Genomic DNA, 26650 nt, shown 5'->3' on the forward strand with positions numbered 1-26650 from the left:
GCCGCAACAAACTGAAACGTTTCACGCCTGCGGTCGATCCCATCTTGCCGAATATTCCCTGCCTTAAAGACAGCGCTGTCTTAAACCGACCCGCGCGTGGGGTTCAATCGCCCGCCTGTGGATAACCGACTTATCCCCAGAAAAACCCAATTTAACGCTGAACCAAGCCCGCGCCGAATCGTCATCTACAGTGAAGCACGGGGTTACATAATTCCAACGTCACGGAGAAACACACTATGAGCACTGATGGTGCTTCAAGCCCAAGCCGCCTGCTGCCCAGGCTGCTAGGCGTCTTGCTGCTGATCATGGGGCTGGCCTTGCTGGCTGGCGGCGTCAAGCTGAGCATGCTCGGCGGGTCGCTGTACTACCTGCTGGCCGGTATCGGCATCGCCCTCACCGGCGTGTTGCTGCTGGCCACCCGCCGCGCAGCGCTGGGCCTGTACGCACTGGTGCTGTTCGCCAGTACCGTGTGGGCACTGTGGGAAGTCGGCCTGGACTGGTGGCAATTGGTGCCGCGCCTGGCCCTGCTGTTCGCCTTGGGCATCGTCTTGCTGCTGCCGTGGTTTCGCCGTCCGTTGCTGCGTGGCCAACCCGCGCCGCTGGGCACTGGCGCGCTGAGCGTAGCCGTGGTGCTGGCGGGCGCTGCCGCCCTGGCCAGCCAATTCACCAACCCGGGTGAGATGGTCAAGACCGGCCAACTGGACCGCGACGCCGCGCCTGGCATGGCCAGCACTGCACCGGCCCAGGCCGATGGCGACTGGAATTCCTATGGCCGCTCGGCCTTCGGTGATCGTTACTCGCCTCTGGCGCAGATCACCCCGGAAAACGCCCACAAGCTGGTGCCGGCGTGGACCTATCGCACCGGTGACATCCCTGGCCCAGGCGATCCCGGTGAAACCACCGCAGAAAACACCCCGCTGAAAGTCAACGGCATGCTCTATGTGTGCACGCCGCACAGCCAGGTGATTGCCCTGGACCCGGACACCGGCAAGGAAATCTGGCGTTTCGACCCGAAGATCAGCAGCCAGGGTGCCGCGAACTTCAAAGGTTGGGCGCACATGACCTGCCGTGGCGTGTCGTATCACGATGACGCCGTCTACGCTTCCGCGCAAAGCCCTACCGGCAGCGCCAGCACTGCACCTGTCAGCGCTGTCTGCCCTAAACGCATCTTCGTGCCGACTGCCGACACCCGTCTGATCGCCCTGAACGCCGACACCGGCAAGATGTGCGAAGACTTCGGTGACAAAGGCCAGGTCGACCTGCGTGCCAACATCGGCAGCTTCGCTCCAGGCGGTTACTACTCCACCTCGCCACCGGCCGTGACCAAGAACCTGGTCGTGATCGGCGGTCACGTGACCGACAACGTCTCCACCGACGAGCCTAGCGGCGTGATCCGCGCGTTCGACGTACACACCGGCAAACTGGTGTGGAACTGGGACAGCGGCAACCCGGACGACACCACGCCGTTGGCCGAGGGCAAGACTTACACCCGCAACTCGCCGAACATGTGGTCCATGTTCAGCGTCGATGAAAAACTCGGCATGCTCTACCTGCCGATGGGCAACCAGATGCCTGACCAATACGGCGGCGACCGTACCGAAGACTCGGAAAAATACAGCGCCGGCCTGACCGCTCTGGACATCGACAGCGGCCACGTGAAGTGGACCTTCCAGTTCACTCACCATGACCTGTGGGACATGGACGTGGGCGGCCAGCCTTCGCTGATCGACATCAAGACCGCTGACGGCGTCAAGCCAGCAGTCATGGCCTCGACCAAGCAAGGCAGCATCTACGTGCTGGACCGCAGCAACGGCAAGCCGGTGGTGCCGATCAACGAAATCCCTGTACCGCAAGGCGCAGTGGCCGGTGATCACACCTCGCCGACCCAGCCGAAGTCCGACCTCAACTTCATGCCGCCGCCGCTGAAAGAACGCGACATGTGGGGCGTGACCCCGTTTGACCAGATGCTGTGCCGTATCGATTTCAAATCCATGCGCTACGACGGCCCATTCACCCCGCCTTCGCTGCAAGGCTCGATCGTTTACCCGGGTAACTTCGGCGTGTTCGATTGGGGCGGCATCTCGGTTGACCCGGTTCGCCAGATCGCTTTCGTGAACCCGAGCTACATGGCGTTCAAATCGAAACTGATCCCGGCGGCCGACATTGCCAAGCAAGGCCCACGCGTCAGCGAAACCGAAGGTGTGCAGCCGAACAAAGGCGCGCCGTATGGCGTGATCCTCGAAGCACTGCTGTCGCCTTTAGGCCTGCCGTGCCAGGCGCCAGCGTGGGGTTATGTGGCGGCGGTCGATCTGACCAACCACCAGACCATCTGGATGCACAAGAACGGCACCGTGCGCGACAGCTCGCCGGTTCCGATCCCGCTGACCATGGGCGTGCCTAGCCTGGGCGGTACGTTCACCACCGCCGGTGGCGTCGCGTTCCTCAGCGGCACCCTCGACCAGTACCTGCGTGCCTATGACGTGAAAAACGGCAAGCAACTGTGGGAAGGCCGCCTGCCTGCAGGCGCGCAGACCACACCGATGACTTACACCGGCAAGGACGGCAAGCAGTACGTGCTGGTCATGGCCGGCGGTCACGGCTCGCTGGGCACCAAACAGGGTGACTATGTGATGGCGTTCAAACTGCCGGATTAAGCTGAACCGGCGGTAAAACAAAGGCGGCTACCTGATGGGTAGCCGCCTTTTTTATGCCCTGCTGGAAACCATTTTGACCGAGCACGGCTTCAACACTCAGGTCGTCTGCCCAACCGCCATCGCAGGCAAGCCAGCTCCCACAGGAATGCCTGGAGATCACGATTTACAACACCATCCGCTCGCGCCGCATCCACATTTCAAATGCCATGGCATTCAACGGCCGACTGATCAAGTACCCCTGCGCCGTGTCGCACTTCCACTGCCTGAGCAACTTCAGACTGGGCTCAAACTCCACGCCCTCTGCCACCACCTTGAGCCCCAGGTTGTGGCTCATTTCAATGGTCGAACGCACGATCACACCGTCGCCACTGGCGCTGTCGAGGTTGCGGATAAACGACTGGTCGATCTTCAATTCCTGCACCGGCAAACGCTGCAATTGCGCCAGCGATGAATAGCCTGTGCCGAAGTCATCCACCGACAGGCTGATGCCGCAGCCACGCAGTTGCTCCAGCACACTGAGGGCCTGTTGCGGGTTATGCATGATCGCGCTTTCGGTGATCTCGAAAATCAGTTGGTCGGCCGAGACCTTGTACTGCATCAACAAGGCGGTGACGCGTATGGCCAAGTCATCATCAGCCAAATCATCCACCGAGATATTGACCGAGAGTTGCAGGTGCAACCCCCCTTGCGCCCACTCGGCCATTTGGCGGATGGCTTCCTCGATTGCCCACAAGGTCAGGCTGCCCATGCTGCCGGTGCGCTCGGCCAATGGAATGAATTCGGTGGGCGACACCTGCCCAAGGGTCGGATGCTGCCAGCGCAGCAAGGCTTCTGCCTGACGCACATGGCCGTGCCTGAGGTCGAGCTTGGGCTGGTAACACAGGAACAATTCGCCCTCGACCACCGCCCGGCGCAGGTCGCGGATCAGGGTGATCTGGCGCTGGTGTGCAAGGTCGCGGTCTTGCTGGTAGATCTGCAAATGCCCCGGCAGGCTCGCCGCATCATGCCGGGCAATGGCCGCGCGGCTGATCAACTCTTCGACCTGTTGACCGTCGGTGGGGTACGCGGCGATGCCGATGCTGACTTCATGGCGCACTTCGTCATTGCCGATACGCTGGGGTTCGGTAAGCAGCCCGTAAAGGCGATCGGCGCGGGCCACGGCGCGGTCGATCTCGGTGTTTTCCAGCAACAGCAGAAACTCACTGCCGGCGATGCGCGCCGCGGTGTCGCTGGCCAACAGGCTCATGGACAAACACCGGCTGGCTTCACGCAGCATTTCTTCGACGCCCTGAGGGCCAAACCCTTCGTTGATCACCCGGTAGTTTTCGATCCCCACGTACAGCAACACAACTGGCCGCCGCGCACTGATCGCACTGCCCAGGCGCTCCATGGCCAAGGCGCGGTTGGGTAAGCCGGTGAGCGGATCATGCAAGGCGTTATGCGCCAGTTGCCGCTCGCGCACAGCGATGCCGCTTTGCATGGCGTTGAAGGCGCGGGCCAGCAAGCCGAATTCGTCATGACTGCGCACCCGCACTGGCGTGCGGTAGTCACCGGCGCCAATGCGTTCAGCGGCCTCCACCAAGGCAGTGAGCGGGCGCGACACACGGCGCGCCAGCAACAACGCCGCCGCCAATGACACCAGCAGCACCGCCAGGGCAATCCCGAGGAACTGCCGGTCCAGCGGCGCAAAGGATTCCAGCGCATGGTCCAGCGGGCTTTGCAGCAACACGCGTACTTGATCGCCATCGCCGGTGTTGGCCAGCGGCAGCACCTGGCTCAGTGCACGTTGCCCGTGAAACACATTGATCTGCGCCTCAGGGTTGGGAGGGCTTTCGCGCATCAGGCTGATGACGGTGTCTTGATAGGCTTCAGGCTGGGTGCTGAACAACTGGCCGACAAGGCCGTCCTGCTCACCAAGGAACGACACTTCAAGGTTGCTCATGGAGCGCAATTCATTGGCGAACAACTTGTCCATGGGGAAACCCATGACCACGCGGGCAATGGGCTCCGGGTCGAGTACTTCATCCTGCACCAGCAAATACGGCTGCCCGTCCATGGCGACGATGAACATTTGCTGGCCACTGCGCCGCGCATGGCGCAAGGCCTGCTCATAAGGAAACACCGCGCCCTGTACCAACACCGGCAAGGTGCTGATCATCACCTTGCCATCCAGGTCGAGGACAAACACCTCGGTGGAGTGGATACCGGTGCCATGCCGGCGCAGCGCAGTCAGGATCGAATCAGCCTTGGCGTCGATCACTGCGTGTTTGAAAGGGCCGTCCGCCGTCAGCCAGTCCAGGCCGTATTGCAGGCGACGCCCGCGCAGGTCCAACAGGCGCTCAAAGACCTGGATGCCGGTACTGAGCTGAACCTGGGCCTGGTTCTCCACGGCACGAGTGGTAGCAGCCTTGACTGCAAAGTAAGTGGCCGCCACCACCACCAGCAACAACAGCGCCAGCACCCCGGCGATACGGGTCTGGAACGTGTGGCGCCACTGCATGGCCGAACCCTGCGGCCGCGTTCGCCTCTCTGTGCCACTGGGTTCCTTGGTCATACGCATCCCTGACGAAGCTGATCTGGCGTCAAAAAAACATCCATTTAAACTGAATATTTGGTTTTAGCAGATTAGCTGGGACTTGGGATAAGTACACCCAATTGGAGCGGGGACTTGAATGTCATTTTATTGGCGGTAAAGGCGTGCGTAGCGTCCGGGAAGGCACTCCCGCGCGGAGCGTGGGAAATATCCGGCTTAAACGCTGCGCGCGCGCATAAAGTCCCCCCAACGGCGCACCAAGTAGTTGTGCTCATCCATCACCGAGTTCCACACCGCGATATGCCCCATGCGTTGCTCGTAGGAACCGCCATCGCGCACGTCACCGATGTCGATCAACGGCAACCCATCGCTGCCCGGCAACTCCTCTCGGGCAGGAAGGCCCGCGTACCAGTAATCCCACTCGGCGCTGCTCAAATGGTCGCGGGTGCGCGCCGGGTTGCCGATGTAGTAACCCTGGCGCGCCATCACCGCGCCCGGCCAGCCGGACAACCACCAATTGAGATAGGCATACGCCGCATCCAACACCGGGCCTTGGGCATGGCGTGACAACGACAAGCCGCCAAACCAGGCGCGATAGCCTTCACGCGGCACCGCCAACCGGTACTTCACCCCCGCACGGTGCAGGCGCATCAAGGTCGGCGACCACAGGCTCTGGATATCGATGCTTGGGCTGAGCATCAACTGCGCGGCTTCTTCATCATCGGACCAGAACGCGGCGAAGTGCCCTTCCTTCTGCTTGCGCACCAGGATGTCGGCCAGCACATCGATCTCTTCGATGCTCATGTTGCCGATGTCCTTGAACTGCGCCAGCCCCGCGCCTTGCACGGCCAGCGCGGCATCCAGCGCGCCAATCGCCGCGTCACTTTGCAACGCGGTACGCGCGCGCCAGGCCGGGTCGAGCAGCCAGCCCCAGCTTTCATTGCCGTGGCTGAAGCCATCGGGCAAACGCTCGGGGCGGTAGGCAAAACTATCGGCGTTGTGGGTCAGCGGCAGCATGCTGATGCGCTCGGTCACCGTGCTGCCGAGGCTGCCGTCGTGCTGCACGAACAGGCGCTCACTGGGCACGCTGCCGCTGCCCAGGCGGTCGCTGGCCGACAGCCGGCCGCGCTTGGGCAGGTCATTGATCTCATGCCACAACGCAATACGCCGTGTGTCGATGGGCTGGATCGCCCGCGCCGGCCATACGAAGTCGACGTTGTGAAACCACTGGTCGTACAGGTCGTAACTCTCGGGTTGCATCACCGCAATGCGCTGGGCCTGCTCCACATCGTGTACCTGGTACACCAGGCGAATGCCCAGCTCTTGCTCGGCGCGCACGCGCAGGCATTCCAGCAAGGTCACGGAAGTACCGAGGACACGCAATGTGATCATGCCGCGAACCGCCGTGAGAACACATCAAAGGAGCGCTGCAACAACGCCGGGTCGAGACCGCGCAGGATAAACACCAGGCGTGACTGGCGGTCGGTGCCTGGCCATGCAGGCAAATGCACCGGAGCATGCAGGCAATGCTGCACGCCATGGATAACGATGGGGGCCGAGCTTGCGTTCACGTTAAGCAGTCCTTTGACGCGAAGGATTCGTTCGCCGTGGCATCTTAACAGCATCGACAACCACACCCCGAAGCCCACCCAATCCAGCGGCTGCTCAAAGGTCAGGCAGCAGACTTGGGCAGCGCCGTGGCTCGCCGTGGTGGTGCGGTGCAGTTGCCAGCGGCTGACTTCAACCGCGGGCTCGGCGCTGCGCACCCCCTCACCGAGCAACAGTTGGTCGCCGCTGTGAACCGCATGGGTATCGAGGATTGGCGTGCCGGCATTCAATGCCCGCAAGTGCGCCCGTAGCGCGGTGCAATCGCCGGCCAGGTCGGTTTTGCTCAGCAGCAAACGATCCGCCGCCGCCACCTGGGCCAGCCATTCCGGGTGCAGGCGCTCTTGCAATTGGGCGTGGCTGGCATCCACCAAGGTGATCACCAGGCCAATGTGAAAACGCCCACGCAGTTGCACATCGTTATACAGGGTGGCGAAGATCGGCGCCGGGTCGGCCAGGCCGGTGGTTTCCAGGATCACGCGCTTGAACGCCGGGATCTCACCACGCTCACGGCGTTGCAACAGGCCAAGCAGCGCGTCTTTCAACTCGCCGCGAATCGAGCAGCACACGCAGCCGCTGGGCAGCAACACGGTGTCTGGCGCGACCTCTTCCACCAACAGATGGTCGATGCCGATATCACCGAATTCATTGATCAAGAGGGCGGTATCACCGAGGCTTTCGCCTTGCAGCAAACGCTTGAGCAAGGTGGTTTTGCCGCTGCCGAGAAAGCCGGTGATGACATTAAGGGCGATGCTCATGACGACTCCAGATGATCGAGCAAACGCGGGTCCAGCGGGTCCAGCGGGCGCCCGAGCATGGTCTCCGCCGCCTGCCACAGTTGATCCAGGCCACTGGCCAATGCCTGTTTGCCGGTCGCGCCCAACAACAGGTAGGACGCGCCCTGGAAGTCTTCGACCTTGAGTCGGAACACCGCCAGCACTTGATTGATCGCCGCAATGCGGCGCAGACGCTCACGGCGCCTGGGCAGCTCATCGCCCAAGGGGTCGCTCCAGTGCAAGTCTTCGCCGAGCAAGCCGCAGAGTCCGCACATGCTTACACCCCACTCATGGCATGACATCGCCGGAATTCGGGCCGAGTGTCTGGCCGACAAACAGGTTGCCTCCCGGCTCGCTGGCGAGCAGTACGGCGGTCGGCGCCACTTCATCGGCCTGGCCAAAGCGGCCCAGGGGCAACTCGGCGGCTTTGGCGCGCTTCCAGTCTTCGCTGATGCCGCCCACCAACGGCGTCTCGATCGGGCCGGGCGCAATGGCATTGACCAGCACGTTGTCCTTGGCCACTTCCAGCGCCAGGGATTTGGTGAAGCCGATCACCCCAGCCTTGGCCGCGGCGTAGTGGGTCAACTCGGCGCCGCCCTTGATACCCAGTTGCGAGGCCACATTGATGATGCGGCCCCAACGCTGCGCCAGCATGTGCGGCAAGGCGCGCTGACTGGCGACAAATACACTGGTGAGGTCGACGCGCAGCATGTCGTTCCACATCTCGATGGAAAGGTCGACGCAGCGTGCCTGGGTGAGCATGCCGGCATTGTTGACCAGAATATCGATGCCGCCGAAGTGCTCGACGCAGCGGTCGACACTGGCCTGGGCGCCTTCAACGCTGCCGACATCGGCCAGGCACTCGACCACCTCGGCGCCGAGGTTGCGGCAGGTGATCGCGGTTTCGGCGAGGCTGACGGCGTTGCGGTCGGCCAGCAGCAGGCGTGCGCCTTCAGCGGCGTAGGCACGGGCGATGGCGGCACCGATGCCGCTGCCGGCACCGGTGATCACGGCACGACGGTTAACGAGTTGGGACATACAAGTCTCCTTGGACAAACACAGTTCCAATGTGGGAGCGGGCTTGCTCGCGAATACGGTGGGTCAGTAACACATGCATTGACTGACACGGCGCATTCGCGAGCAAGCCCGCTCCCACATTTGGATTGGATGCATTCAGTCGGGCCAGCGCACGGTTAAACCACCGTCGATGACGATGCTTTGGCCAGTCAAATAGCTCGACGCCTCACTGGTCAAAAACTGCACCAGCGACGCCACCTCATCCGCCCGCCCTACCCGGCCCAACGGAATTGCCCGGGCGGCCTTGGCCAAGCCTTCCGGCCCCAAAGAATTCTTCGCATCCAACGACTGCGGCGTCTCGATCAACCCCGGAATCACCGCATTGCAACGAATCCCCAACGCCGCCAACTCCACCGCCAGCGAACGGCACAACCCCGGCACGCCGGCTTTTGCCGCCGCGTAATGGCTGTGTTCCTGCCAGCCATACACACCGCCGGCAATCGATGAAATCGCCACCAGCGCGCCGCCCTCTTTCATGTGCCGGCTTGCAGCGCGGAAGGTGCGCATCACCCCCGTGAGGTCGATATTGAGCATCTCGTCCCACAGCTCATCGGTCATCTCCAGCAACGGCGCGCGGCGCAGCAAACCGGCGTTGGCCACGGCATAATCGAGGCGGCCGAAGTGCTGCACGGCGGCCTCGGCCAGGGCGTTTACCGAGGCGCTATTGCCCACGTCCAGCGGCAACATCAGGCATTCGCCGCCGGCTTCTTTCACCAGGGCCACGGTGGTATGCGGGTCATGGGGATCGGCCGGGAAATACCCGCCGACCACCGCCACGCCGCTGCGCGCATACGCCACGGCGAGGGCTTGGCCGATGCCGCTGGCGGCACCGGTAATCAAGGCAACTTTACGGCTCATCTAACACTCCTTACTGAACGGTTTCCGGACGCACATGGCGTGCGGCAAACATCAGCGCACCGGACAAGAAGCACGGCAGCGCGCCGAACCACAGCGCGGCGGTCTGCCAGTCACTGCCGGCGGACAACACCTGGGTGGCGCCAAACCCTGCGACCACTGCACCAATCGGCCCCATGGCATGGATGATCGCGCCGCCGGTGGCGCGGATGCTGGTGGGGAAACTCTCGCTGATAAAGAACAACGCCGCCGAGTAAGGCCCGATCAGGAAGAACAGGCCCAGGCTGTAAAGCCCGACCACCATCGGCATGTTGCTTGGGCCAAACAGCATCCCGGCAAATGCCAGGCCACCGAGCATCCAGCCCAGGCCGATCACGTTGCGGCGGCCGATCTTGTCGCCCATCCAGCCGTGGGTCAGGTAGCCGCAGTAACCCACCAGGTTCGACAGCACGAGGATGATCAGCGAGTTCTCGAACGAAATATGGTGCACGCTGACGATCACCGAGGTGCCGAGCACGCTGAACACCTGGATCGCTGCCCAGTTGAGCAACAACGCGGCGCCGATCACCAGCGTGGCGCGCCGTGCCGGACCACGGAAGGCAGCTTTAAGGCCAGCCTTGCTGTGTTCGTCGTAGTCGACGCCGTAAGTCACAGCGACGTTTTGCGCTTCTTTTACCGCGCCGCTTTTACGCAGTTCGCTGATGCGCTGATGGATCTGGAACTGCGGGCTCTCCTTGAGCTTGCGCGCCATGATCGCGATCACGACGGCCGGGATCGCTGCAAAGATGAAACACCCCTGCCAGCCGATAATCGGCAGCAACAGCGCGGTCAACCCGGCAGCGATCAACGCGCCCACCGGCCAGCCGCCCTGCACCAGGCTGTAGATAAACCCGCGGCGCTTGGTCAGTCGTGGGTCTTCCGAGGCGCCATACAGCTCGCTCAGGTACGTGGCGTTGACGGTTTCCTCGGCATAGCCCAGGCCGCCCAGCGAACGAATCAGAATCAGCGGCGACTTGCCCCACGCACCGCCAATCGCGGTAAGTGCCGAGCACAGCGCGGAACCTGCCACGGTAAAAATAATGCCTTTGCGCCGGCCCAACTTGTCCACTACCGGGCCAATCGCAAAGGCGACCACCGCTGTGCCCACCGCCACCCATGTTGCGATTTCAGCTTGCTCCACTTCACCCCAGCCAAAATGCCGGCCGATCTCCGGCAGCAAGGTGCCGAAGAGGATGAAGTCATACACCGCAAACACCCAGGCGAAAAACGCGATCCAGGTGGCAAAGCGCACCTCTTGCGACGTCAGTTGCCGGGGTTTCCAGCCAGTCAGGTCAAGCTTGTTGTAGATGGACATAAATCGCGCCTCGCAGGGTTGGGGCAAATGCCGACTAGCCAAGGTGGAACCTGAACCACAGGTAACGGATGACTCAGATCAGGTACGCGGCTGGCGGCGGATAAAGTCGTCGGCAATTTCGTCAAAAGTGACAAAGCGCACGCCGGCATGGCTCTGGATGTGTTCGATCAGGCGCTCGAGCATCAACAGCACTTGCGGGCGGCCGGACACGTCGGGGTGGATGGTCATGGTGAACACCGCGTGTTCGTGTTCGCGGTAAACCCAGTCGAACTGGTCGCGCCACATCTCTTCCAGGTGGCGCGGGTTGACGAAGCCGTGGCTGTTGGGGGCTTTTTTGATGAACATCATCGGCGGCAAGTCGTCGAGGTACCAGTTGGCCGGGATTTCCACCAGGTCGGTTTCTTCGCCGCGCACCAAAGGTTTCATCCAGGTATCCGGGTGCTGGCTGTAATCGATCTTGGTCCAGCTGTCGCCCTTGCGCACGTAGTACGGATGGAAGTCGTTGTGCATCAGGCTGTGGTCGTACTTGATGCCTTTTTTCAGCAGCAACTCGTTAGTGACCTTGCTGAACTCCCACCAGGGCGCGACATAACCGGTCGGGCGCTTGCCGGTAACTTGGGTAATCAACTCGATCGACTTATCGAGGACGATTTCTTCCTGCTCGGCGGTCATCGCGATCGGGTTTTCGTGGCTGTAGCCGTGCACGCCGATTTCGTGGCCGGCGTCGGCCACCGCTTTCATCTGCTCGGGGAAGGTTTCCATTGAGTGACCGGGAATAAACCAGGTGGTGCGCAGGCCGTAGCGTTCGAACAGTTTGAGCAGGCGCGGCGCGCCAATTTCACCTGCGAACAAGCCGCGGGAGATGTCGTCCGGCGAGTCTTCACCGCCGTAGGAGCCGAGCCAGCCGGCGACGGCGTCTACGTCGACGCCAAATGCACAGAGAATGTCTTTAGCCATGGTATGTCTCCTTAAAAATTCAGGGTGGTTTCGACCGACAGTGCGGCCCTGAGCAGACGTGCGTCTTCGCCGCTTGGGGCGCTGAGCAGCAGGCCGGTGGGTAAACCCAGGGCATCACGGCCGCTGGGCAGGCTGACGCCAGGCATGTCGAGCAAACTGCCGGGCATGGTCAGGCGCAGGGTGGCGAGGTTGGTTTTGACGAACAGCTCGTCATCGGCTTGCAGCGGTGCAAGGGCCGGGGCGACATGGGCGACGGTCGGGGTAATGAGAACGGCACCGTCGAGTTCATCGACCAGTTGGAGTTGCAAGCGGCGACGCGCGTCGATCAGGTGCAGTAATTGGCTGGCAGGCAATTCACGCGCGGCCTCCAGGCGGCGACGTACACGCGGGTCGAGTTGCTCGGCATCGCGACTGTCCAACAAGTTTTCGTGCAGGGCGAAGGCTTCGAATGAGCCGAGCCAGCCGTCCTGCTTGATCAGGTTGAGGGTGGCCTGGAAGGTGGCTGACGCGCGCACCTCGATCAGCGCACCGGCAGCCTTGAGCTGGTCCACCGCGCGCAGCAGGTTATTGCGTACGGCGGGTTCGATGTCTTCCAACGTGCCCTGCTCAAGGACGAAGTGCTGGCCCTTGAGGCTGCGGGCGACGTGCTGTTGCGTGCGGCCGTTGAGCAGGTCGTCGATGGCCAGCGCATCGCGCACGCTGCGGGTCAGCGGGCCGAGGCTGTCGAGGGTGTGCGCCAGCGGGAATACACCGTCACGGCTGTAGCGCCGACAGCTGCTGCGGTAGCCCACCACACCATTGAGCGCTGCGGGGATGCGGATCGAGCCGGCGGTGTCGGTGCCCATGGCGATGGGCACGATCCCCGCCGCCACAGCGACCGCCGAGCCCGACGACGAGCCGCCGGGAATGCGCGGTTGATCGCTGCCATTGGGGTTATGGGGCGTGCCGAAATGCGGGTTCAGGCCCAGGCCGGAATACGCCAGTTCACTGAGATTGGTCTTGCCCAGGCTGACCATTCCGGCGCGGCACAACAGCCCGACACTGGGCGCATCGACCAAGGCCGGCGCAGCCTTGCGGCGATAGGCGGCGCCTGCGGTGGTGATGCTGCCGGCCACGTCGAACAGATCTTTCCAGGCCAGTGGCACGCCATCGAATGCGCTCAAAGGCTGCCCGGCACGCCAGCGCGCGGCGGCAGCCTCGGCCTCACGGCGTGCGCGCTCGGCGGTCAGGGAGATAAAGACACTGGGCGCCATGCTCGCGTGGACGAGTGCCTGCTCCAGTGCCTGCACCGGGTCGTTGCGACCGCTGGCGAACGCTTGGGCCATTGAGGTGGCGTCTGACATCAAGATGACCCTCACAAAACGTACATATTAATAAAATGTACGTTTTACAAAGGCAGATTTCGTGCCAGTCTCTTTGGACGTGTTGTGGTGTTCCTAAGCCATAACGTCAACACCAGCGGGATAGATGGTTTTGCAGGCTGCAAAAAATATCGGCGCACGTGCATGGCCTGGCCCGAATTGAAATAATGTATCTTTTATTAATAAATACATTTTGGTGCAAAAAGTAACGTTTCTCTCTTGGCGGCCCCAAAAAAGTGCCACCGCTGTAGCGCAGAGTGACAGGTGCATCTATGAGAGAATCCCCGACCAATTTCCTACACGCCCAAGAGAACACGATGAAAGCAGTGTCCGCCTCGGCCTCCCGTTACGCGATGATTCACCAACTGTTGCGTGATGCGATCGTTAACGGCACTGCGCGCCACGGGCTGGTGTTGCTGGAAGCGCCGCTGGCCGAGCTGTTCGGCACCAGCCGCGTTCCAGTCCGCAAGGCTTTGGACCTGCTGCATGACGAGGGCTTGATCTGCCGTTTCAATGGCCGAGGTTACTTGATCAACCCCAAAGGCCTGGTCATGGAGCCGCTGCGCTTGCCCCTGAGCCATGCGCACCTGGGCCTTGATGGCGAAGCTGAGTTGGTGGATACGCGGCCGCTGGGTGAGCGGATCGTCGAGGAAATCGGCGCGGCGCTGTCCACATGTATCGCTTTTGGCCACTACCGCCTGGACGAGCAAGCCGCCGCTGACCACTACAGCGTCAGCCGCGCGGTGGTGCGTGAAGCGCTGATGCGCCTGCGCGACCGTGGCCTGGTGGAAAAAGAACCCTACTCCCAGTGGCTGGCCGGGCCGTTGACCGCGCGGGAAGTCACCGAAGACTACGAACTACGCGCCTGCCTGGAACCCGAAGCGCTGCGCCAGAGTGCGCCAAACCTGGACCGCGAGATGCTCGAAGCGATGTTGCAGCGCGTGCTGGATGCCCAGCAAAGCCCACACTGCAGCCTGGAAACCATCGAACAGATCGAAGAGGACTTGCACCAACGCTGCCTGGCCGGCCTGCAAAACCGCAAGATCGCCGCGCTGATCCGCCAAGGCCAGAGCCCGATGATCATCAGTCGTATTTTTTACCGTTTACTGGGAATCGGCGCAGATCCCGCCATGCTCGCCGAACATCGCTTGATTCTGGAGTTGTTGCTGCATGGGGCATTTGATGCGGCGGCGCTGAATTTGCGCGAGCATTTGCAGCGGGCGCGGCAGCGGATGTTGCAGCGCCTGAAGGTGCTGTCGGTGTTACCGGAGCAGCCGCTGCCGGCTTACCTGCACAAAATCAGCTGACGCCACTCGGTCTGACATGTAGGAGCTGGCTTGCCTGCGATGGCGGTGTATCAGTCACCCGATGTATCAACTGGCACACCGCTATCGCAGGCAAGCCAGCTCCCACATGGACTCAGCGTCGTTTTAGAAATTTCATGCAATATGTTGCTATCTCACGCCCACCATTGAAACCACCGCTACCCCGCCCCATCTAACCTGCATACTTCCTTATGCAGGTGCCCCATGAGCGACCAGCAAGATTTCCCGGACATCGACCTGAACGATTACGCCGATCCCGAAAACGCTGAGCACGAAACCTCGTCCAACACCGGCCTGGCCCTGCCTGGGCAAAACCTGCCGGACAAGGTCTATATCATCCCGATCCACAACCGGCCGTTCTTCCCGGCGCAGGTATTGCCGGTCATCGTCAACGAAGATCCGTGGGCCGAAACCCTGGAGCTGGTGAGCAAATCCGACCACCACTCGCTTGCGCTGTTTTTCATGGACACACCACCCGAAGACCCGCGCCACTTCGACACCTCCAGCCTGCCGCTGTACGGCACGCTGGTGAAGGTGCACCACGCCAGCCGCGAGAACGGCAAGCTGCAGTTCGTCGCCCAGGGCCTGACCCGCGTGCGCATCAAGACCTGGCTCAAGCACCATCGCCCGCCATACCTGGTGGAAGTCGAATACCCGCACCAGCCCACCCAGCCGACCGACGAGGTCAAGGCCTACGGCATGGCGCTGATCAATGCGATCAAGGAACTGCTGCCACTCAACCCGCTGTACAGCGAAGAGTTGAAGAACTACCTCAACCGCTTCAGCCCCAACGACCCGTCGCCGCTCACCGACTTCGCCGCCGCGTTGACCTCGGCAACCGGTAACGAGTTGCAGGAAGTGCTGGACTGCGTCCCCATGCTCAAGCGCATGGAAAAAGTATTGCCGATGCTGCGCAAGGAAGTTGAAGTCGCGCGCCTGCAGAAGGAAATCTCCGCCGAGGTAAACCGCAAGATCGGTGAGCATCAGCGCGAGTTCTTCCTCAAGGAACAACTCAAGGTCATCCAGCAAGAGCTGGGCTTGACCAAGGATGACCGCAGCGCCGACGTCGAACAGTTCGAGCAACGCCTGGTGGGCAAAGTGCTGCCGGCCCAGGCGCAAAAACGCATCGGCGAAGAGATGAACAAGCTGTCGATCCTGGAAACCGGTTCGCCGGAATACGCGGTCACACGCAACTACCTGGACTGGGCCACTTCCGTGCCGTGGGGCGTATATGGCGAGGACAAGCTCGACCTGAAACACGCGCGCAAAGTGCTGGATAAGCACCATGCGGGCCTGGACGACATCAAAAGTCGCATCCTCGAATTCCTCGCGGTCGGTGCTTACAAAGGCGAAGTCGCCGGTTCCATCGTGCTGCTGGTCGGCCCGCCGGGCGTGGGCAAGACCAGTGTGGGTAAATCCATCGCCGAATCCCTGGGCCGGCCGTTCTATCGGTTCAGCGTTGGCGGCATGCGCGACGAGGCCGAGATCAAGGGCCATCGCCGCACCTACATCGGCGCCCTGCCGGGCAAGCTGGTGCAGGCGCTTAAAGATGTGGAAGTGATGAACCCGGTGATCATGCTCGACGAGATCGACAAGATGGGCCAGAGCTTCCAGGGCGACCCGGCGTCTGCGCTGCTGGAAACCCTCGACCCTGAGCAGAACGTCGAATTCCTCGATCACTACCTGGACCTGCGCCTGGACCTGTCCAAAGTGCTGTTCGTGTGTACCGCCAACACCCTGGACTCGATCCCCGGCCCGTTGCTGGACCGTATGGAAGTGATTCGCCTGTCGGGCTATATCACCGAAGAAAAAGTCGCCATCGCCAAGCGTCACCTGTGGCCCAAGCAGCTGGAAAAAGCCGGCGTGGCGAAAACCAGCCTGAGCATCAGCGACGGCGCCCTGCGTGCGTTGATCGACGGTTATGCGCGGGAAGCCGGGGTGCGCCAGTTGGAGAAACAGCTGGGCAAACTGGTGCGCAAGGCCGTGGTCAAGTTGCTGGATGAGCCAGACTCGGTGATCAAGATCGGCAACAAGGACCTGGAAAGCTCATTGGGCATGCCGGTGTTCCGCAACGAGCAAGTGCTGTCGGGCACTGGTGTGATCACTGGCCTGGCCTGGACCAGCATGGGCGGCGCGACCTTGCCGATTGAGGCGACGCGCATCCACACGCTCAATCGCGGCTTCAAACTCACCGGGCAGTTGGGTGAAGTGATGAAAGAGTCCGCCGAGATCGCCTACAGCTACATCAGCTCGAACCTGAAGTCGTTTGGCGGCGATCCGAAGTTCTTCGATGAAGCCTTCGTACACCTGCACGTGCCGGAAGGCGCCACACCAAAAGACGGCCCGAGCGCGGGTGTCACCATGGCCAGTGCGCTGCTGTCGCTGGCGCGCAACCAGCCGCCGAAAAAAGGCGTGGCCATGACCGGCGAGCTGACGTTGACCGGGCATGTGCTGCCGATTGGCGGCGTGCGCGAGAAGGTGATTGCGGCGCGCCGCCAGAAGATTCACGAGCTGATCTTGCCGGAGCCGAATCGCGGGAGCTTTGAGGAGTTGCCGGAGTACCTGAAGGAAGGCATGACGGTACACTTTGCCAAGCGCTTTGCGGATGTGGCGAAGGTGCTCTTCTAAATTTCACTCCAACCCTGTGGCGAGGGAGCTTGCTCCCGCTGGACTGCGCAGCAGTCCCAACAAAGCCGGGGCCGCTTCGCGGCCAGCGGGAGCAAGCTCCCTCGCCACAAAGGTTTCTGTCACTGTCTGCTTGTCACACCTTGTCTCATCTTCGGTTATGCTCGCCCTTCGTCGCCACACAACGGAGCCTCCATGACCGCTGCCCGCCTGCTTCTCCCCTTGAGCCTTGCCCTGCTGGCCGGATGCGCCAGTGCCCCCAAGCAAAACGTCACAGTGGACAACCAGAGCGCCTGCCCGCTGCAGCTTAAAACCGGACAAAACCTGATCCTCACCCTGCCGAGCAACCCCACCACCGGCTACCGCTGGGCCATCCAGGATTCCGCGGGCGGTGTGCTGCGTGCCTTGAGCCCGGAGGTCTACAGCAGCGCGGAATCCGGTGTGATCGGCGGCGGTGGCCACTCCACCTGGCGCTTCCAGGCCTTCGCGGCCGGCCAGGGCCGTTTGCGCCTGACATCCCAGCAACCCTGGGAGCCGGAAGCCGAACCGGCCGAAACCTTCGACTGCGCCATTACGGTGAACTGATATGCCATGGCTGATCCTTGCGCTGATGGGCGCCGGCACCTTTATCTACGGCCTGACCACCCACGCCACCTTGTTGTGCCTGCTGGTCAAACCACTGCCGGTGCTGGCACTGCTGGGCTGGCTGCATGATGCGCCGCCCACTGACTATCGACGCTGGATCAGCCTGGGGCTGATTTTTTCCCTGGTCGGTGATGTGCTGCTCGCTTGGCCGGGCGACCTGTTTATCTTTGGCCTCGGCGCGTTCCTGTTTGCGCACCTGGCGTATCTGAAAGCCTATTTCAGCGATTGCCGCCGCCTGGCGGTGTTGCCATTGGTATTGGCGCTGGGTGTGGGGGCAATCCTGCTGAGTATTTTGATTTCCCACGGCCTCGGCGACTTGCTGATTCCAGTGGTGGTTTACGCCCTGGTGATCAGTGCCATGCTTTGGCGTGCGCTCGCACGGCTGGGCAGTGAAGTGCCCAAACGCTCGGCATGGCTTGCGGCAGCGGGGGCGGTGTCGTTTGTGTTTTCCGACACGCTGATCGGCATCAACCGGTTTGTGTTGGCCTTCGATGCGGCACCGTATTTGCTGATCACCACCTATTGGCTGGGTCAGTGGGGTATTACCGCTTCGGCTTTCCATCAGACAACCCGCGCACATGAGGGCCAACTTGGCTAAAATGCCGGCCTTTCCCCCCTCGTCGCCGGAACAACCGTGAGCAAAGAACCCGATCGCCTATTCGCCCAGCCCCTGCCCCAGGTGCCGGACTTCGCCTTTAACGAGGACGTGGTGCGGGTGTTCCCGGACATGATCAAGCGCTCGGTGCCGGGTTACCCGACCATCGTCGAGAACCTCGGCGTGCTTGCGGCGCAATTTGCCCAGCCGGGCAGCGTGCTTTACGACCTCGGTTCGTCCCTAGGCGCTGTGACCCAAGCTTTGCGTCGCCACGTGCGCACCGACGGCTGCCGGGTGATTGCAGTGGATAACTCCGCCGCCATGGTCGAGCGCTGCCGCGAATACCTCAACGGTCAGGACTCGATGTTCCAGGAGTTGCTGCCGGTTGAGGTGATTGAGGGCGACATTCTCGCGCTGCAATTTAAGCCTGCTTCGGTGGTGGCGTTGAACTTCACCCTGCAATTTATCGCGCCTGACCAACGCCTGGCGTTACTCGGGCGTATCCGCCAGTCGCTGCTGCCAGGCGGGGCGCTGATCCTTTCGGAAAAGCTGCGTTTCAACGATCCCGAAGAACACGCGCTGCTCACCGACCTGCATATCGCGTTCAAACGCGCCAACGGCTACAGCGAACTGGAAATTGCCCAGAAGCGCAGCGCCATCGAAAACGTCATGAAACCCGACAGCCTCGAAGAACACCGCGAACGCCTGCTGGCGGCCGGGTTCTCGAAAGTCGTGCCGTGGTTCCAGTGTCTTAACTTTGCCTCGTTGATTGCCTTGCCATGATTGATTTGTCCCCCCTCGCCCGCCACTTGGTCGGTACTCCTCTGGCCGTATGGGCCCAGGGCCTGCAAGCGCAGCTCGACAGCAAAATGGAAAAGGGCCATGGCGACCTGGAGCGCTGGCAAAGTGCGCTGGACGCACTGCCGCAGATCCAGCCCAGCGAAGTCGATTTGCTCAATGGCCTGACGCTTGATACCGATTGCGACGACGCCACCCGCGCACAAATGCACACCGCCCTGATGGGCCTGAGCCCGTGGCGCAAAGGCCCGTTCAACCTGTTCGGCGTGCACGTGGACACCGAATGGCGTTCGGACTGGAAATGGTCGCGGGTGGCGCCGCACCTGGATTTGAAGGGCAAGCGCATCCTCGATGTGGGCTGCGGCAACGGCTATTACATGTGGCGCATGCTCGGCGCGGGGGCCGACAGCGTCATTGGCGTAGACCCGAACTGGCTGTTTTTCTGCCAGTTCCAGGCGGTGCAGCGCTACTTGTCCGAGCCAAAGGCCTGGCACTTGCCGTTCCCGTTTGAGGACCTGCCGTCGAACCTGGAAGGCTTCGATACGGTGTTTTCCATGGGCGTGTTCTATCACCGTCGCTCGCCGATCGAGCATCTGCTGGCACTCAAGGACACACTGGTCAAAGGTGGCGAGTTGGTGCTGGAAACCCTGGTAGTGGACGGCGATCAGCAGCAAGTGCTGGTGCCGGAAGACCGCTACGCACAGATGCGCAACGTGTGGTTCCTGCCGTCGGTGCCGGCACTGATGCTGTGGCTGCGCCGCGCGGGTTTCAGTGAAGTGCGTTGTGTGGATGTGAGCGTGACCACGGTTGAAGAACAACGCGGCACCGAGTGGATGAAGTATCAGTCGCTGAGTGATTTCCTTGACCCAGATGATCACAGCAAGACCATCGAAGGGCTGCCCGCGCCGATGCGGGCGGTGATTATCGCCAAGAAATAAACACTGATTTCCCTGACTAAATGGGGATCAAAATGTGGGAGCTGGCTTGCCTGCGATAGCGGCCAGCCCGACAACTCATCAGTGACTGATGCACCGCTATCGCAGGCAAGCCAGCTCCCACATTGGCTCCTCGGTGTTCTTTAGAGTGTGGGCTTGGCTCTGCGGGCCTTGAAGAATTCACTCAGTACCGTGCCGCATTCCTCGGCCAACACCCCGCCTTCATACAGCACCCGATGGTTGAGAAAGCCCTGGGTAAAAAACTGCCCCTGGCTTTGCACAATCCCGGCCTTGGGCTCCAGCGCGCCGTACACCACCCGCGCGATACGCGAATGCACAATCAAACCAGCGCACATGCTGCACGGCTCCAGCGTCACGTACAGCGTGCTGCCCACCAGCCGGTAGTTGCTGATCGCCTGCGCAGCGGCGCGAATGGCGACCATCTCGGCATGGGCGCTGGGGTCGTTGCCGCTGATCGGGCAGTTAAAGCCACGGCCGATGATTTCACCGCCTTGCACCAGCACCGCGCCCACGGGCACTTCGCCAAGTGCCGCGCCCTGGGCGGCAAGGGCCAGGGCTTCGCGCATGAAGTGCTGGTCGCGGCTGCGGTCGATAATCGCTGCGGGGCGAATCTGGCGCATCACGCCACCTCGATGGCGGCCATCAGGCCGGTTTCCATATGGTCGATCACGTGGCAGTGAAACATCCACACGCCTGGGTTATCGGCCACCAACGCCACGCGCGCACGCTCGTTCTTGCCCAGCAGGTAGGTGTCGGTGAAATACGGAATCACCTTGTGGCGGTTCGAGGCGATCACCTTGAAGCTCATGCCGTGCAGGTGAATCGGGTGCTGGTACTGGGTCATGTTCTTCAATTCAAAAATATAGCTCTTGCCCTTCTCAAGCCTGGCAATCGGGCGGTCGGCGCAGGTCTTGTCGGTGATGTCCCAGGCCTTGCCGTTGATCTGCCACAGGCTCGGCGGTTTGCCGTCATCCACCGACACGCTGCCGACCCACTCGAAATTGAAGTTGAGTTTCTCGGCATTGGCCAGGTCCGGCTCGGCAATCGGGTTGGCGGGCAGTGCTGGCGGCCATTCGCTCGGCGCGTCGGTATTGGCGACTGAACGGAAAGTGCCGAGACGCACCGGGCCGTTACGGATCGACAGCTCTTGACCCGCCGGTGGCGCCTTGATCGCCAGGCAAATGCGCATGCCCGGGCCCAGCCAGTATTCCTTGCCCAACGGGCGCGGCTCGATGGGGTTGCCATCCAGTGCGTAGATCTGCGCTTCAACGTCGGGGATGTTGAGGCGGTACGTCAGGGTGTTGTCGAGGTTGAGCAAGCGCACGCGGGTGATCTGCCCGGCAGGCAGATCGATCACCGCCTGGGGCACGCCATTGATGGTCGACAGCCGCCCGGCCGTGCCACCACGCGCCGCTTCACGGGGCACGCTGAAGGCGACAAAGGCGCCCTCTTCGTCCACGTGCCAGCTTTTCAGGCTCAAGGTGCATTCGTGTTTGAAACCGGTGGGCTCGCGCTCTTCGACAATCAGCGGGCCGACCAGGCCACGGCCAAGTTCTTCGCTGCTGTTCACATGGGGGTGATACCAGTAGCTGCCGGCATCGGGCACGCGGAATTTGTAGTCGAAATATTCACCGGGCAGTACCGGCAGTTGCGAGACGTAGGGCACGCCGTCCATTTCCAGCGGCAGGCGGATGCCGTGCCAGTGAATGGTGGTGGCGACCGGCAGGTGGTTGATAAAACGTACCCGCAGCCACTCGCCTTGGCGCACACGCAACTCGGTGCCTGGCGCCGAGGGGCCGAACGCCCAGGCTTCGGTCTTGTGGCCGGGCACCAGTTCCACGTCCAACGGTGCGGCAATCAGCTCGTAATCGTGGCCCGCGTTGGCCTCGGCGACTTTCCCCAGCCAGTAGCGATAGGCGCCACCGGCACCGACGCCCACGACGGCTAGGCCTGCCAGGCCACCCAGGATTTGTCGACGGGAAAAGGATCGGGACACAACAACCTCACGTATCTGCCGCAGGCCAGAGGCCCGCAAAGGGCAGATACGATACACCTGCATCGGCTAAACAGTAAGGCTTCGCATTGCCGCATGGCGAAAACGCCGATGAAGACTCTGAAGATTTCCTGTGGGAGCTGGTTTGTGTGGGAGCCGGGCTTGCCCGCGATACAGGCGCCTCGGTTTTTCAGTTTTACCGAGGTGATGCTATCGCAGGCAAGCCAGCTCCCACACAAGCCCGCTCCACAGGAGATTTCCAGTGTCTGATCAGTGCTTGGCAGCCGCCAGAATCAGGGCTTTCATTTCGGCAACCGCGCCTTTGAAACCGACGAACAGCGCATGCGCCACCAGCGCATGGCCGATGTTCAGCTCGTTGATGCCCTTGATCGCGGCCACGGCTTCGACGTTGTGGTAGTGCAAGCCATGGCCGGCGTTGACGATCAGGCCTTCGTTGAGGCCGCACTTGACGCCGTCGATGATGCGCTGCAGTTCCTCAGCCACTTCGGTGGGCGTGGTGGCATCGGCGTAACGGCCAGTGTGCAGTTCGATCGCCGGCGCGCCGACGCGACGCGACGCTTCGATCTGGCGCTCGTCGGCGTCGATGAACAGTGACACTTCGCTGCCGATCTTCGACAGGCGCTCCACCGCCGCCTTGATCCGTGCTTCCTGGCCGGCCACGTCGAGGCCGCCTTCGGTGGTGAGTTCCTGGCGGGTTTCCGGCACCAGGCAGATATGCGCCGGGCGGATGCGCTCGGCGAACGCCATCATTTCTTCGGTGACGCCCATCTCGAAGTTCATGCGGGTTTGCAGCACGTCCTTGAGCACCAGTACATCGCGCTCCTGGATGTGGCGGCGGTCTTCGCGCAGGTGCACGGTGATGCCGTCGGCGCCCGCTTCTTCGGCGTCCAGCGCGGCCTTGACCGGGTCGGGGTAACGGGTGCCCCGGGCCTGGCGCAGGGTGGCGACGTGGTCGATGTTGACGCCAAGAAGAATGCGATTGCTGGTGGTCACGGAAGCGCTCCTGAAAAGGGAAAGAAACGCTGCACAGCATACACGGGCTTGTCAGGGCTTTCGAAACAACTCGCGACTGACCAGCGGGCGCCCGCCCAAATGCACGGCCAGCGCCTGGCGCATCAGGCGCTTGGCGGCGGACAAGGCACCAGGGGCGGTCCAGTCCGCTTCGCTCATGGCCAACAGCTCGGTGCCCTGGAACAGGCCCGGTTGCAGCAGGTATACGCGCTCAAGGCCGGCGTCGACTTGCAGGCGGTACATACCGTCGGCGGCGATGGGGTCGCCGTGCAGGTCGTTGCTCAGTTCGAAGCCGTAGCCCAAGTCATCGAGCAGGCGCCATTCGAAGGCGCGCAGCAGCGGCTCCAGCGGGCGACCTTCGGCCAGGGCCACCAGCGTGGCAGCGTAGTGATCGAAGACGGCGGGGTGCGGGTCTTCGGCGGGCAGCAGGCGGATCAACAGTTCGTTGAGGTAGAGGCCACTGAACAGCGCTTCGCCATTGAGCCAGGCCGAGGTGCCGACGCTTTCCAGGCGGCCGACGTTTTTCAGCTCGCCCTTGCCACGAAACTCTACGTCCAGCGCCACAAACGGCCGTGCCAACGTACCCGCTTTGCCCCGCGCACTGCGCAACACCGCGCGCAAGCGGCCTTGGGGCGTGAGGAAATCCACCAAAGCGCTGGTCTCGCGGTAGGCGCGGCTGTGCAGGACGTAGGCGAGTTGGCTGGGGGGTGGGGTTTGGGACATGAGACGGGGAATCTCTAAAGAAGGAGAGCGCTTTTGTGGCGAGGGAGCTTGCTCCCGCTGGGCTGCGAAGCAGCCCCTATACCAGCCATAGAGTTACGTCAGGTAAAACGCGCCGACCTTGTTGGGGCCGCTTCGCGGCCCAGCGGGAGCAAGCTCCCTCGCCACAACAAGCCCACCCGCCATCAGGCGGAGGGTTACAGGTCGCCGTAGCCCAGGGAACGCAGCGCGCGCTCATCATCGGACCAACCACCTTTAACCTTCACCCACAGGTTAAGCATGATCTTGGAATCAAACAGCAATTCCATATCCTTGCGCGCTTCGGTGCCGATGCGTTTGATGCGCTCGCCCTTGTCGCCAATGATGATTTTTTTCTGGCCGTCGCGTTCGACGAGGATCAACGCGTGGATATGCAGGGTTTTGCCCTGCTGCTTGAACTCTTCGATTTCGACGGTGATCTGGTACGGCAGCTCGGCGCCCATCTGGCGCATGATTTTCTCGCGTACCAGTTCGGCGGCCAGGAAACGGCTGCTGCGGTCGGTGATCTGGTCTTCCGGGAAGAAGTGCTCGTTCTCCGGCAGGTGCTCGGCGATCACACGTTCCAGAGCGTCGAGGTTGTGGCCGTGCTGGGCCGAGATCGGGATGATCTGGGCGTTCGGCAGTTGCTCCTGCAGCCAGCTGAGGTGCGGCATCAGCTCAGCCTTGTCTTCGATACGGTCGGTCTTGTTCAGCGCGACGATCAACGGGCCAGTGACGTACTGCACGCGCTCCAGAACCATTTGGTCTTCGTCGGTCCACTTGGTGCGGTCGACCACGAAGATCACCACGTCGACGTCTTTCAACGCCGCCGAAGCGGTTTTGTTCATGTAGCGGTTCAGCGCCTTCTCGCCACCTTTGTGCATGCCTGGGGTGTCGACGTAGACCGCTTGCACATTGCCTTCGGTCTTGATGCCCAGCATGTTGTGGCGGGTGGTCTGCGGCTTGCGCGAGGTGATCGCCAGCTTCTGGCCGAGGATGTGGTTCAGCAGCGTGGACTTGCCCACGTTCGGGCGGCCGACGATGGCAACATAGCCACAGCGTGTTGCGGTTGAATCAGTCATGGCCATTCTCCACGCCCAGGGCAATCAGTGCTGCAGCGGCCGCTACCTGTTCGGCAATACGACGGCTCACACCCTGACCTCGGCTTTTTTCATTCAATAAGGTGATTTCACATTCCACGAAGAACACGCGGCAATGGGGTTCACCCTGGATATCCACCACTTCGTAGCGTGGCAGTTCGCAACCACGCGACTGCAGGTATTCCTGCAGGCGGGTCTTGGGATCTTTGTTGGTGTCGACCAGCGTCAGGCTCTCGATCTCCGACGCCAGCCAGGCGACTACGCGCTCCTTGGCGGTCTCCATGCCTGCATCCAGGTAGATCGCACCGATCAACGCTTCGAGGGCATCGGCCAGGATCGACTCGCGGCGAAAGCCACCGCTTTTCAGCTCGCCGGACCCCAGGCGCAGGTACTCACCCAGGCCGAAACCACGGGCCAGCACGGCCAGGGTCTCGCCTTTTACCAGGCGTGCACGCAGGCGTGACAGCTGGCCCTCGCGCGCTTGCGGGAAACGCTCGAACAGCGCCTCACCGGCGGCAAAGTTGAGGATGGCATCACCGAGGAATTCCAGGCGCTCGTTATTGCGCCCTGCAAAGCTGCGGTGTGTGAGGGCAAGGACCATCAATTCCTGGTCCTTGAAGGTGTAGCCGAGCTGGCGCTCGAGACGGCTTAGAGAAACGCTCACGGTTTACCCATTTCTGTTTGGTGGCACCGGCGGCCATCGACGATTGACGCAGTGTTCAAATTCAAATCCTGATTGGTACAGCAAGGAGTTGGGCCAATAATTGTCCCAACCCCAGAAAAGCATTCGGCGCTGTGTTCACAGCGCCGCCTGTATTACTTGATCAGCCCGACCCGCGAGAAGTTCGGCAGGTGGCTGAGCTTGGGTTCCGGCCAGCTCATCCAGACCGCAAAGGCCTTGCCGACAATGTTCTCGTCGGGAACCATGCCCAGCAGGTCCTTGGGGATATTAGGGTCATCCCAATACCGGCTGTCGTTGGAGTTGTCACGGTTGTCGCCCATCATGAAGTAGTGCCCGGCAGGCACTTTCCATTCGGTGTCGGGCGGCGAGCGGTAGCGGCTCATTTCCTTGCGGATCTGGTGCTCTACTGCGCCGAGTTTTTCCTGATACAGCTCAGCGCTGCCCAGGGTGTTCGGCTCGGTGCCGATCAACTTCTCGGCTACCGACTCACCATTGACGAACAGGCGCTTGTCGCTGGTGTAGCGAATCACGTCGCCCGGCAGGCCCACGACACGCTTGATGTAGTTGACGTTCGGGTCGCTTGGGTAGCGAAACACCATCACATCGCCGCGCTGCGGGTCACCGACCGGGATGACTTTCTTGTCGAGCACCGGCAGGCGGATCCCGTAGGAGAACTTGTTCACCAGGATGAAGTCGCCCACGTCCAGGGTAGGTTTCATCGACCCCGAAGGGATCTGAAACGGCTCCACCAGGAACGAACGCAGCACCAGCACGATGAACAACACCGGGAAGAACGACTTGCCGTATTCAACCAGCAAAGGCTCTTTGTTCAGTTTCTCGATTGCCACCGCATCGGGCTGGCTGACGCTGCCCTGATACGAGGCGATCGCCGCCCGCCGACGCGGGGCGAAGAACACCAGATCGAGCAACGCCAGGAGACCGCAAACGGCAACGGCGATGACCAGCAACAGCGGGAAATTTAGTGACAT

The 26650-nt window shown here is 61.9% G+C and carries 23 protein-coding genes; 7 read left to right on the top strand and 16 right to left on the bottom strand.

Features of this window, described 5'->3' with window-relative positions:
* The first annotated feature begins 236 nt into the window (after positions 1–236).
* Positions 237–2654 carry a glucose/quinate/shikimate family membrane-bound PQQ-dependent dehydrogenase gene (locus HX790_RS05310; RefSeq protein WP_176991323.1) on the top strand — a complete coding sequence of 806 codons (2418 nt, stop codon included), beginning with the start codon at positions 237–239 and terminating at the stop codon, positions 2652–2654.
* Between the two features lie 163 nt (positions 2655–2817).
* Here the strand turns inward: HX790_RS05310 and HX790_RS05315 are convergent, their stop codons facing one another.
* The 9 genes from HX790_RS05315 to HX790_RS05355 form a co-directional block, all read right to left on the bottom strand.
* Positions 2818–5154: a bifunctional diguanylate cyclase/phosphodiesterase gene (locus HX790_RS05315; protein ID WP_176991324.1), complete on the bottom strand. Its 2337-nt coding sequence runs from the start codon at positions 5152–5154 to the stop codon at positions 2818–2820.
* 249 nt (positions 5155–5403) lie between these two features.
* A complete protein-coding gene (locus tag HX790_RS05320) occupies positions 5404–6579 on the bottom strand; it encodes a PotD/PotF family extracellular solute-binding protein (RefSeq protein WP_099548491.1) in 1176 nt (391 codons plus the stop codon).
* Positions 6576–7550: a GTP-binding protein gene (locus HX790_RS05325; protein ID WP_176991325.1), complete on the bottom strand. Its 975-nt coding sequence runs from the start codon at positions 7548–7550 to the stop codon at positions 6576–6578. The genes HX790_RS05320 and HX790_RS05325 overlap by 4 nt, the downstream gene beginning before the upstream one ends.
* Complete coding sequence (locus HX790_RS05330; RefSeq protein ID WP_017136312.1) at positions 7547–7843, bottom strand: hypothetical protein; 297 nt, start codon at positions 7841–7843, stop codon at positions 7547–7549. The genes HX790_RS05325 and HX790_RS05330 overlap by 4 nt, the downstream gene beginning before the upstream one ends.
* A 13-nt stretch (positions 7844–7856) precedes the next feature.
* Positions 7857–8606 (bottom strand): SDR family NAD(P)-dependent oxidoreductase, encoded by a 750-nt coding sequence (locus HX790_RS05335; RefSeq protein WP_176991326.1) that lies wholly within the window; start codon positions 8604–8606, stop codon positions 7857–7859.
* Positions 8607–8741: 135 nt separating this feature from the next.
* The gene (locus tag HX790_RS05340) at positions 8742–9503 is read right to left on the bottom strand and encodes an SDR family NAD(P)-dependent oxidoreductase (RefSeq protein ID WP_176991327.1); all 762 of its coding nucleotides are present in this window, start codon (positions 9501–9503) and stop codon (positions 8742–8744) included.
* Positions 9504–9513: 10 nt separating this feature from the next.
* A complete protein-coding gene (locus tag HX790_RS05345) occupies positions 9514–10854 on the bottom strand; it encodes an MFS transporter (protein ID WP_065912690.1) in 1341 nt (446 codons plus the stop codon).
* 78 nt (positions 10855–10932) lie between these two features.
* Positions 10933–11811, bottom strand: a complete 879-nt coding sequence (locus HX790_RS05350) for a polysaccharide deacetylase (protein WP_003234086.1) — start codon at positions 11809–11811, stop codon at positions 10933–10935.
* A gap of 11 nt (positions 11812–11822) precedes the next feature.
* Positions 11823–13154 carry an amidase gene (locus tag HX790_RS05355; RefSeq protein ID WP_138453977.1) on the bottom strand — a complete coding sequence of 444 codons (1332 nt, stop codon included), beginning with the start codon at positions 13152–13154 and terminating at the stop codon, positions 11823–11825.
* Between the two features lie 335 nt (positions 13155–13489).
* On the opposite strand from HX790_RS05355, the gene HX790_RS05360 reads away from it, so the two are divergent.
* The 6 genes from HX790_RS05360 (at position 13490) to cmoB (ending at position 20098) form a co-directional block, all read left to right on the top strand.
* Positions 13490–14479, top strand: a complete 990-nt coding sequence (locus HX790_RS05360) for a GntR family transcriptional regulator (RefSeq protein ID WP_017136306.1) — start codon at positions 13490–13492, stop codon at positions 14477–14479.
* Positions 14480–14701: 222 nt separating this feature from the next.
* Positions 14702–17125 carry an endopeptidase La gene (gene lon, locus HX790_RS05365; RefSeq protein WP_256349242.1) on the top strand — a complete coding sequence of 808 codons (2424 nt, stop codon included), beginning with the start codon at positions 14702–14704 and terminating at the stop codon, positions 17123–17125.
* A 192-nt stretch (positions 17126–17317) separates the two neighbouring features.
* Positions 17318–17707: a protease inhibitor I42 family protein gene (locus tag HX790_RS05370; protein ID WP_017136304.1), complete on the top strand. Its 390-nt coding sequence runs from the start codon at positions 17318–17320 to the stop codon at positions 17705–17707.
* Between the two features lies 1 nt (position 17708).
* A complete protein-coding gene (locus tag HX790_RS05375) occupies positions 17709–18365 on the top strand; it encodes a lysoplasmalogenase (RefSeq protein WP_099548485.1) in 657 nt (218 codons plus the stop codon).
* Positions 18366–18401: 36 nt separating this feature from the next.
* Positions 18402–19145: a carboxy-S-adenosyl-L-methionine synthase CmoA gene (cmoA, locus tag HX790_RS05380; RefSeq protein ID WP_017136302.1), complete on the top strand. Its 744-nt coding sequence runs from the start codon at positions 18402–18404 to the stop codon at positions 19143–19145.
* Positions 19142–20098, top strand: a complete 957-nt coding sequence (gene cmoB, locus HX790_RS05385; protein ID WP_099548484.1) for a tRNA 5-methoxyuridine(34)/uridine 5-oxyacetic acid(34) synthase CmoB — start codon at positions 19142–19144, stop codon at positions 20096–20098. Before cmoA ends, cmoB begins: the two co-directional genes overlap by 4 nt.
* Before the next feature lie 140 nt (positions 20099–20238).
* On the opposite strand, the gene tadA is transcribed toward cmoB, so the two are convergent.
* The 7 genes from tadA to lepB form a co-directional block, all read right to left on the bottom strand.
* The gene (tadA, locus tag HX790_RS05390) at positions 20239–20736 is read right to left on the bottom strand and encodes a tRNA adenosine(34) deaminase TadA (RefSeq protein WP_017136300.1); all 498 of its coding nucleotides are present in this window, start codon (positions 20734–20736) and stop codon (positions 20239–20241) included.
* A complete protein-coding gene (locus HX790_RS05395) occupies positions 20736–22112 on the bottom strand; it encodes a multicopper oxidase family protein (RefSeq protein WP_026013628.1) in 1377 nt (458 codons plus the stop codon). The genes tadA and HX790_RS05395 overlap by 1 nt, the downstream gene beginning before the upstream one ends.
* Before the next feature lie 267 nt (positions 22113–22379).
* Positions 22380–23123, bottom strand: coding sequence for a pyridoxine 5'-phosphate synthase (pdxJ, locus tag HX790_RS05400; protein ID WP_017136297.1), 744 nt, complete (start codon positions 23121–23123; stop codon positions 22380–22382).
* Positions 23124–23174: 51 nt separating this feature from the next.
* Positions 23175–23864: a DNA repair protein RecO gene (gene recO, locus HX790_RS05405; protein WP_017136296.1), complete on the bottom strand. Its 690-nt coding sequence runs from the start codon at positions 23862–23864 to the stop codon at positions 23175–23177.
* 194 nt (positions 23865–24058) lie between these two features.
* Positions 24059–24961, bottom strand: coding sequence for a GTPase Era (gene era, locus HX790_RS05410; protein ID WP_016978271.1), 903 nt, complete (start codon positions 24959–24961; stop codon positions 24059–24061).
* Positions 24954–25643 carry a ribonuclease III gene (rnc, locus tag HX790_RS05415; protein WP_017136295.1) on the bottom strand — a complete coding sequence of 230 codons (690 nt, stop codon included), beginning with the start codon at positions 25641–25643 and terminating at the stop codon, positions 24954–24956. The genes era and rnc overlap by 8 nt, the downstream gene beginning before the upstream one ends.
* Before the next feature lie 152 nt (positions 25644–25795).
* Positions 25796–26650, bottom strand: coding sequence for a signal peptidase I (lepB, locus tag HX790_RS05420; protein WP_017136294.1), 855 nt, complete (start codon positions 26648–26650; stop codon positions 25796–25798).

This window comes from Pseudomonas sp. IPO3747 (genome assembly GCF_013385245.1).
GTDB classification, from domain to species: domain Bacteria; phylum Pseudomonadota; class Gammaproteobacteria; order Pseudomonadales; family Pseudomonadaceae; genus Aquipseudomonas; species Aquipseudomonas edaphica.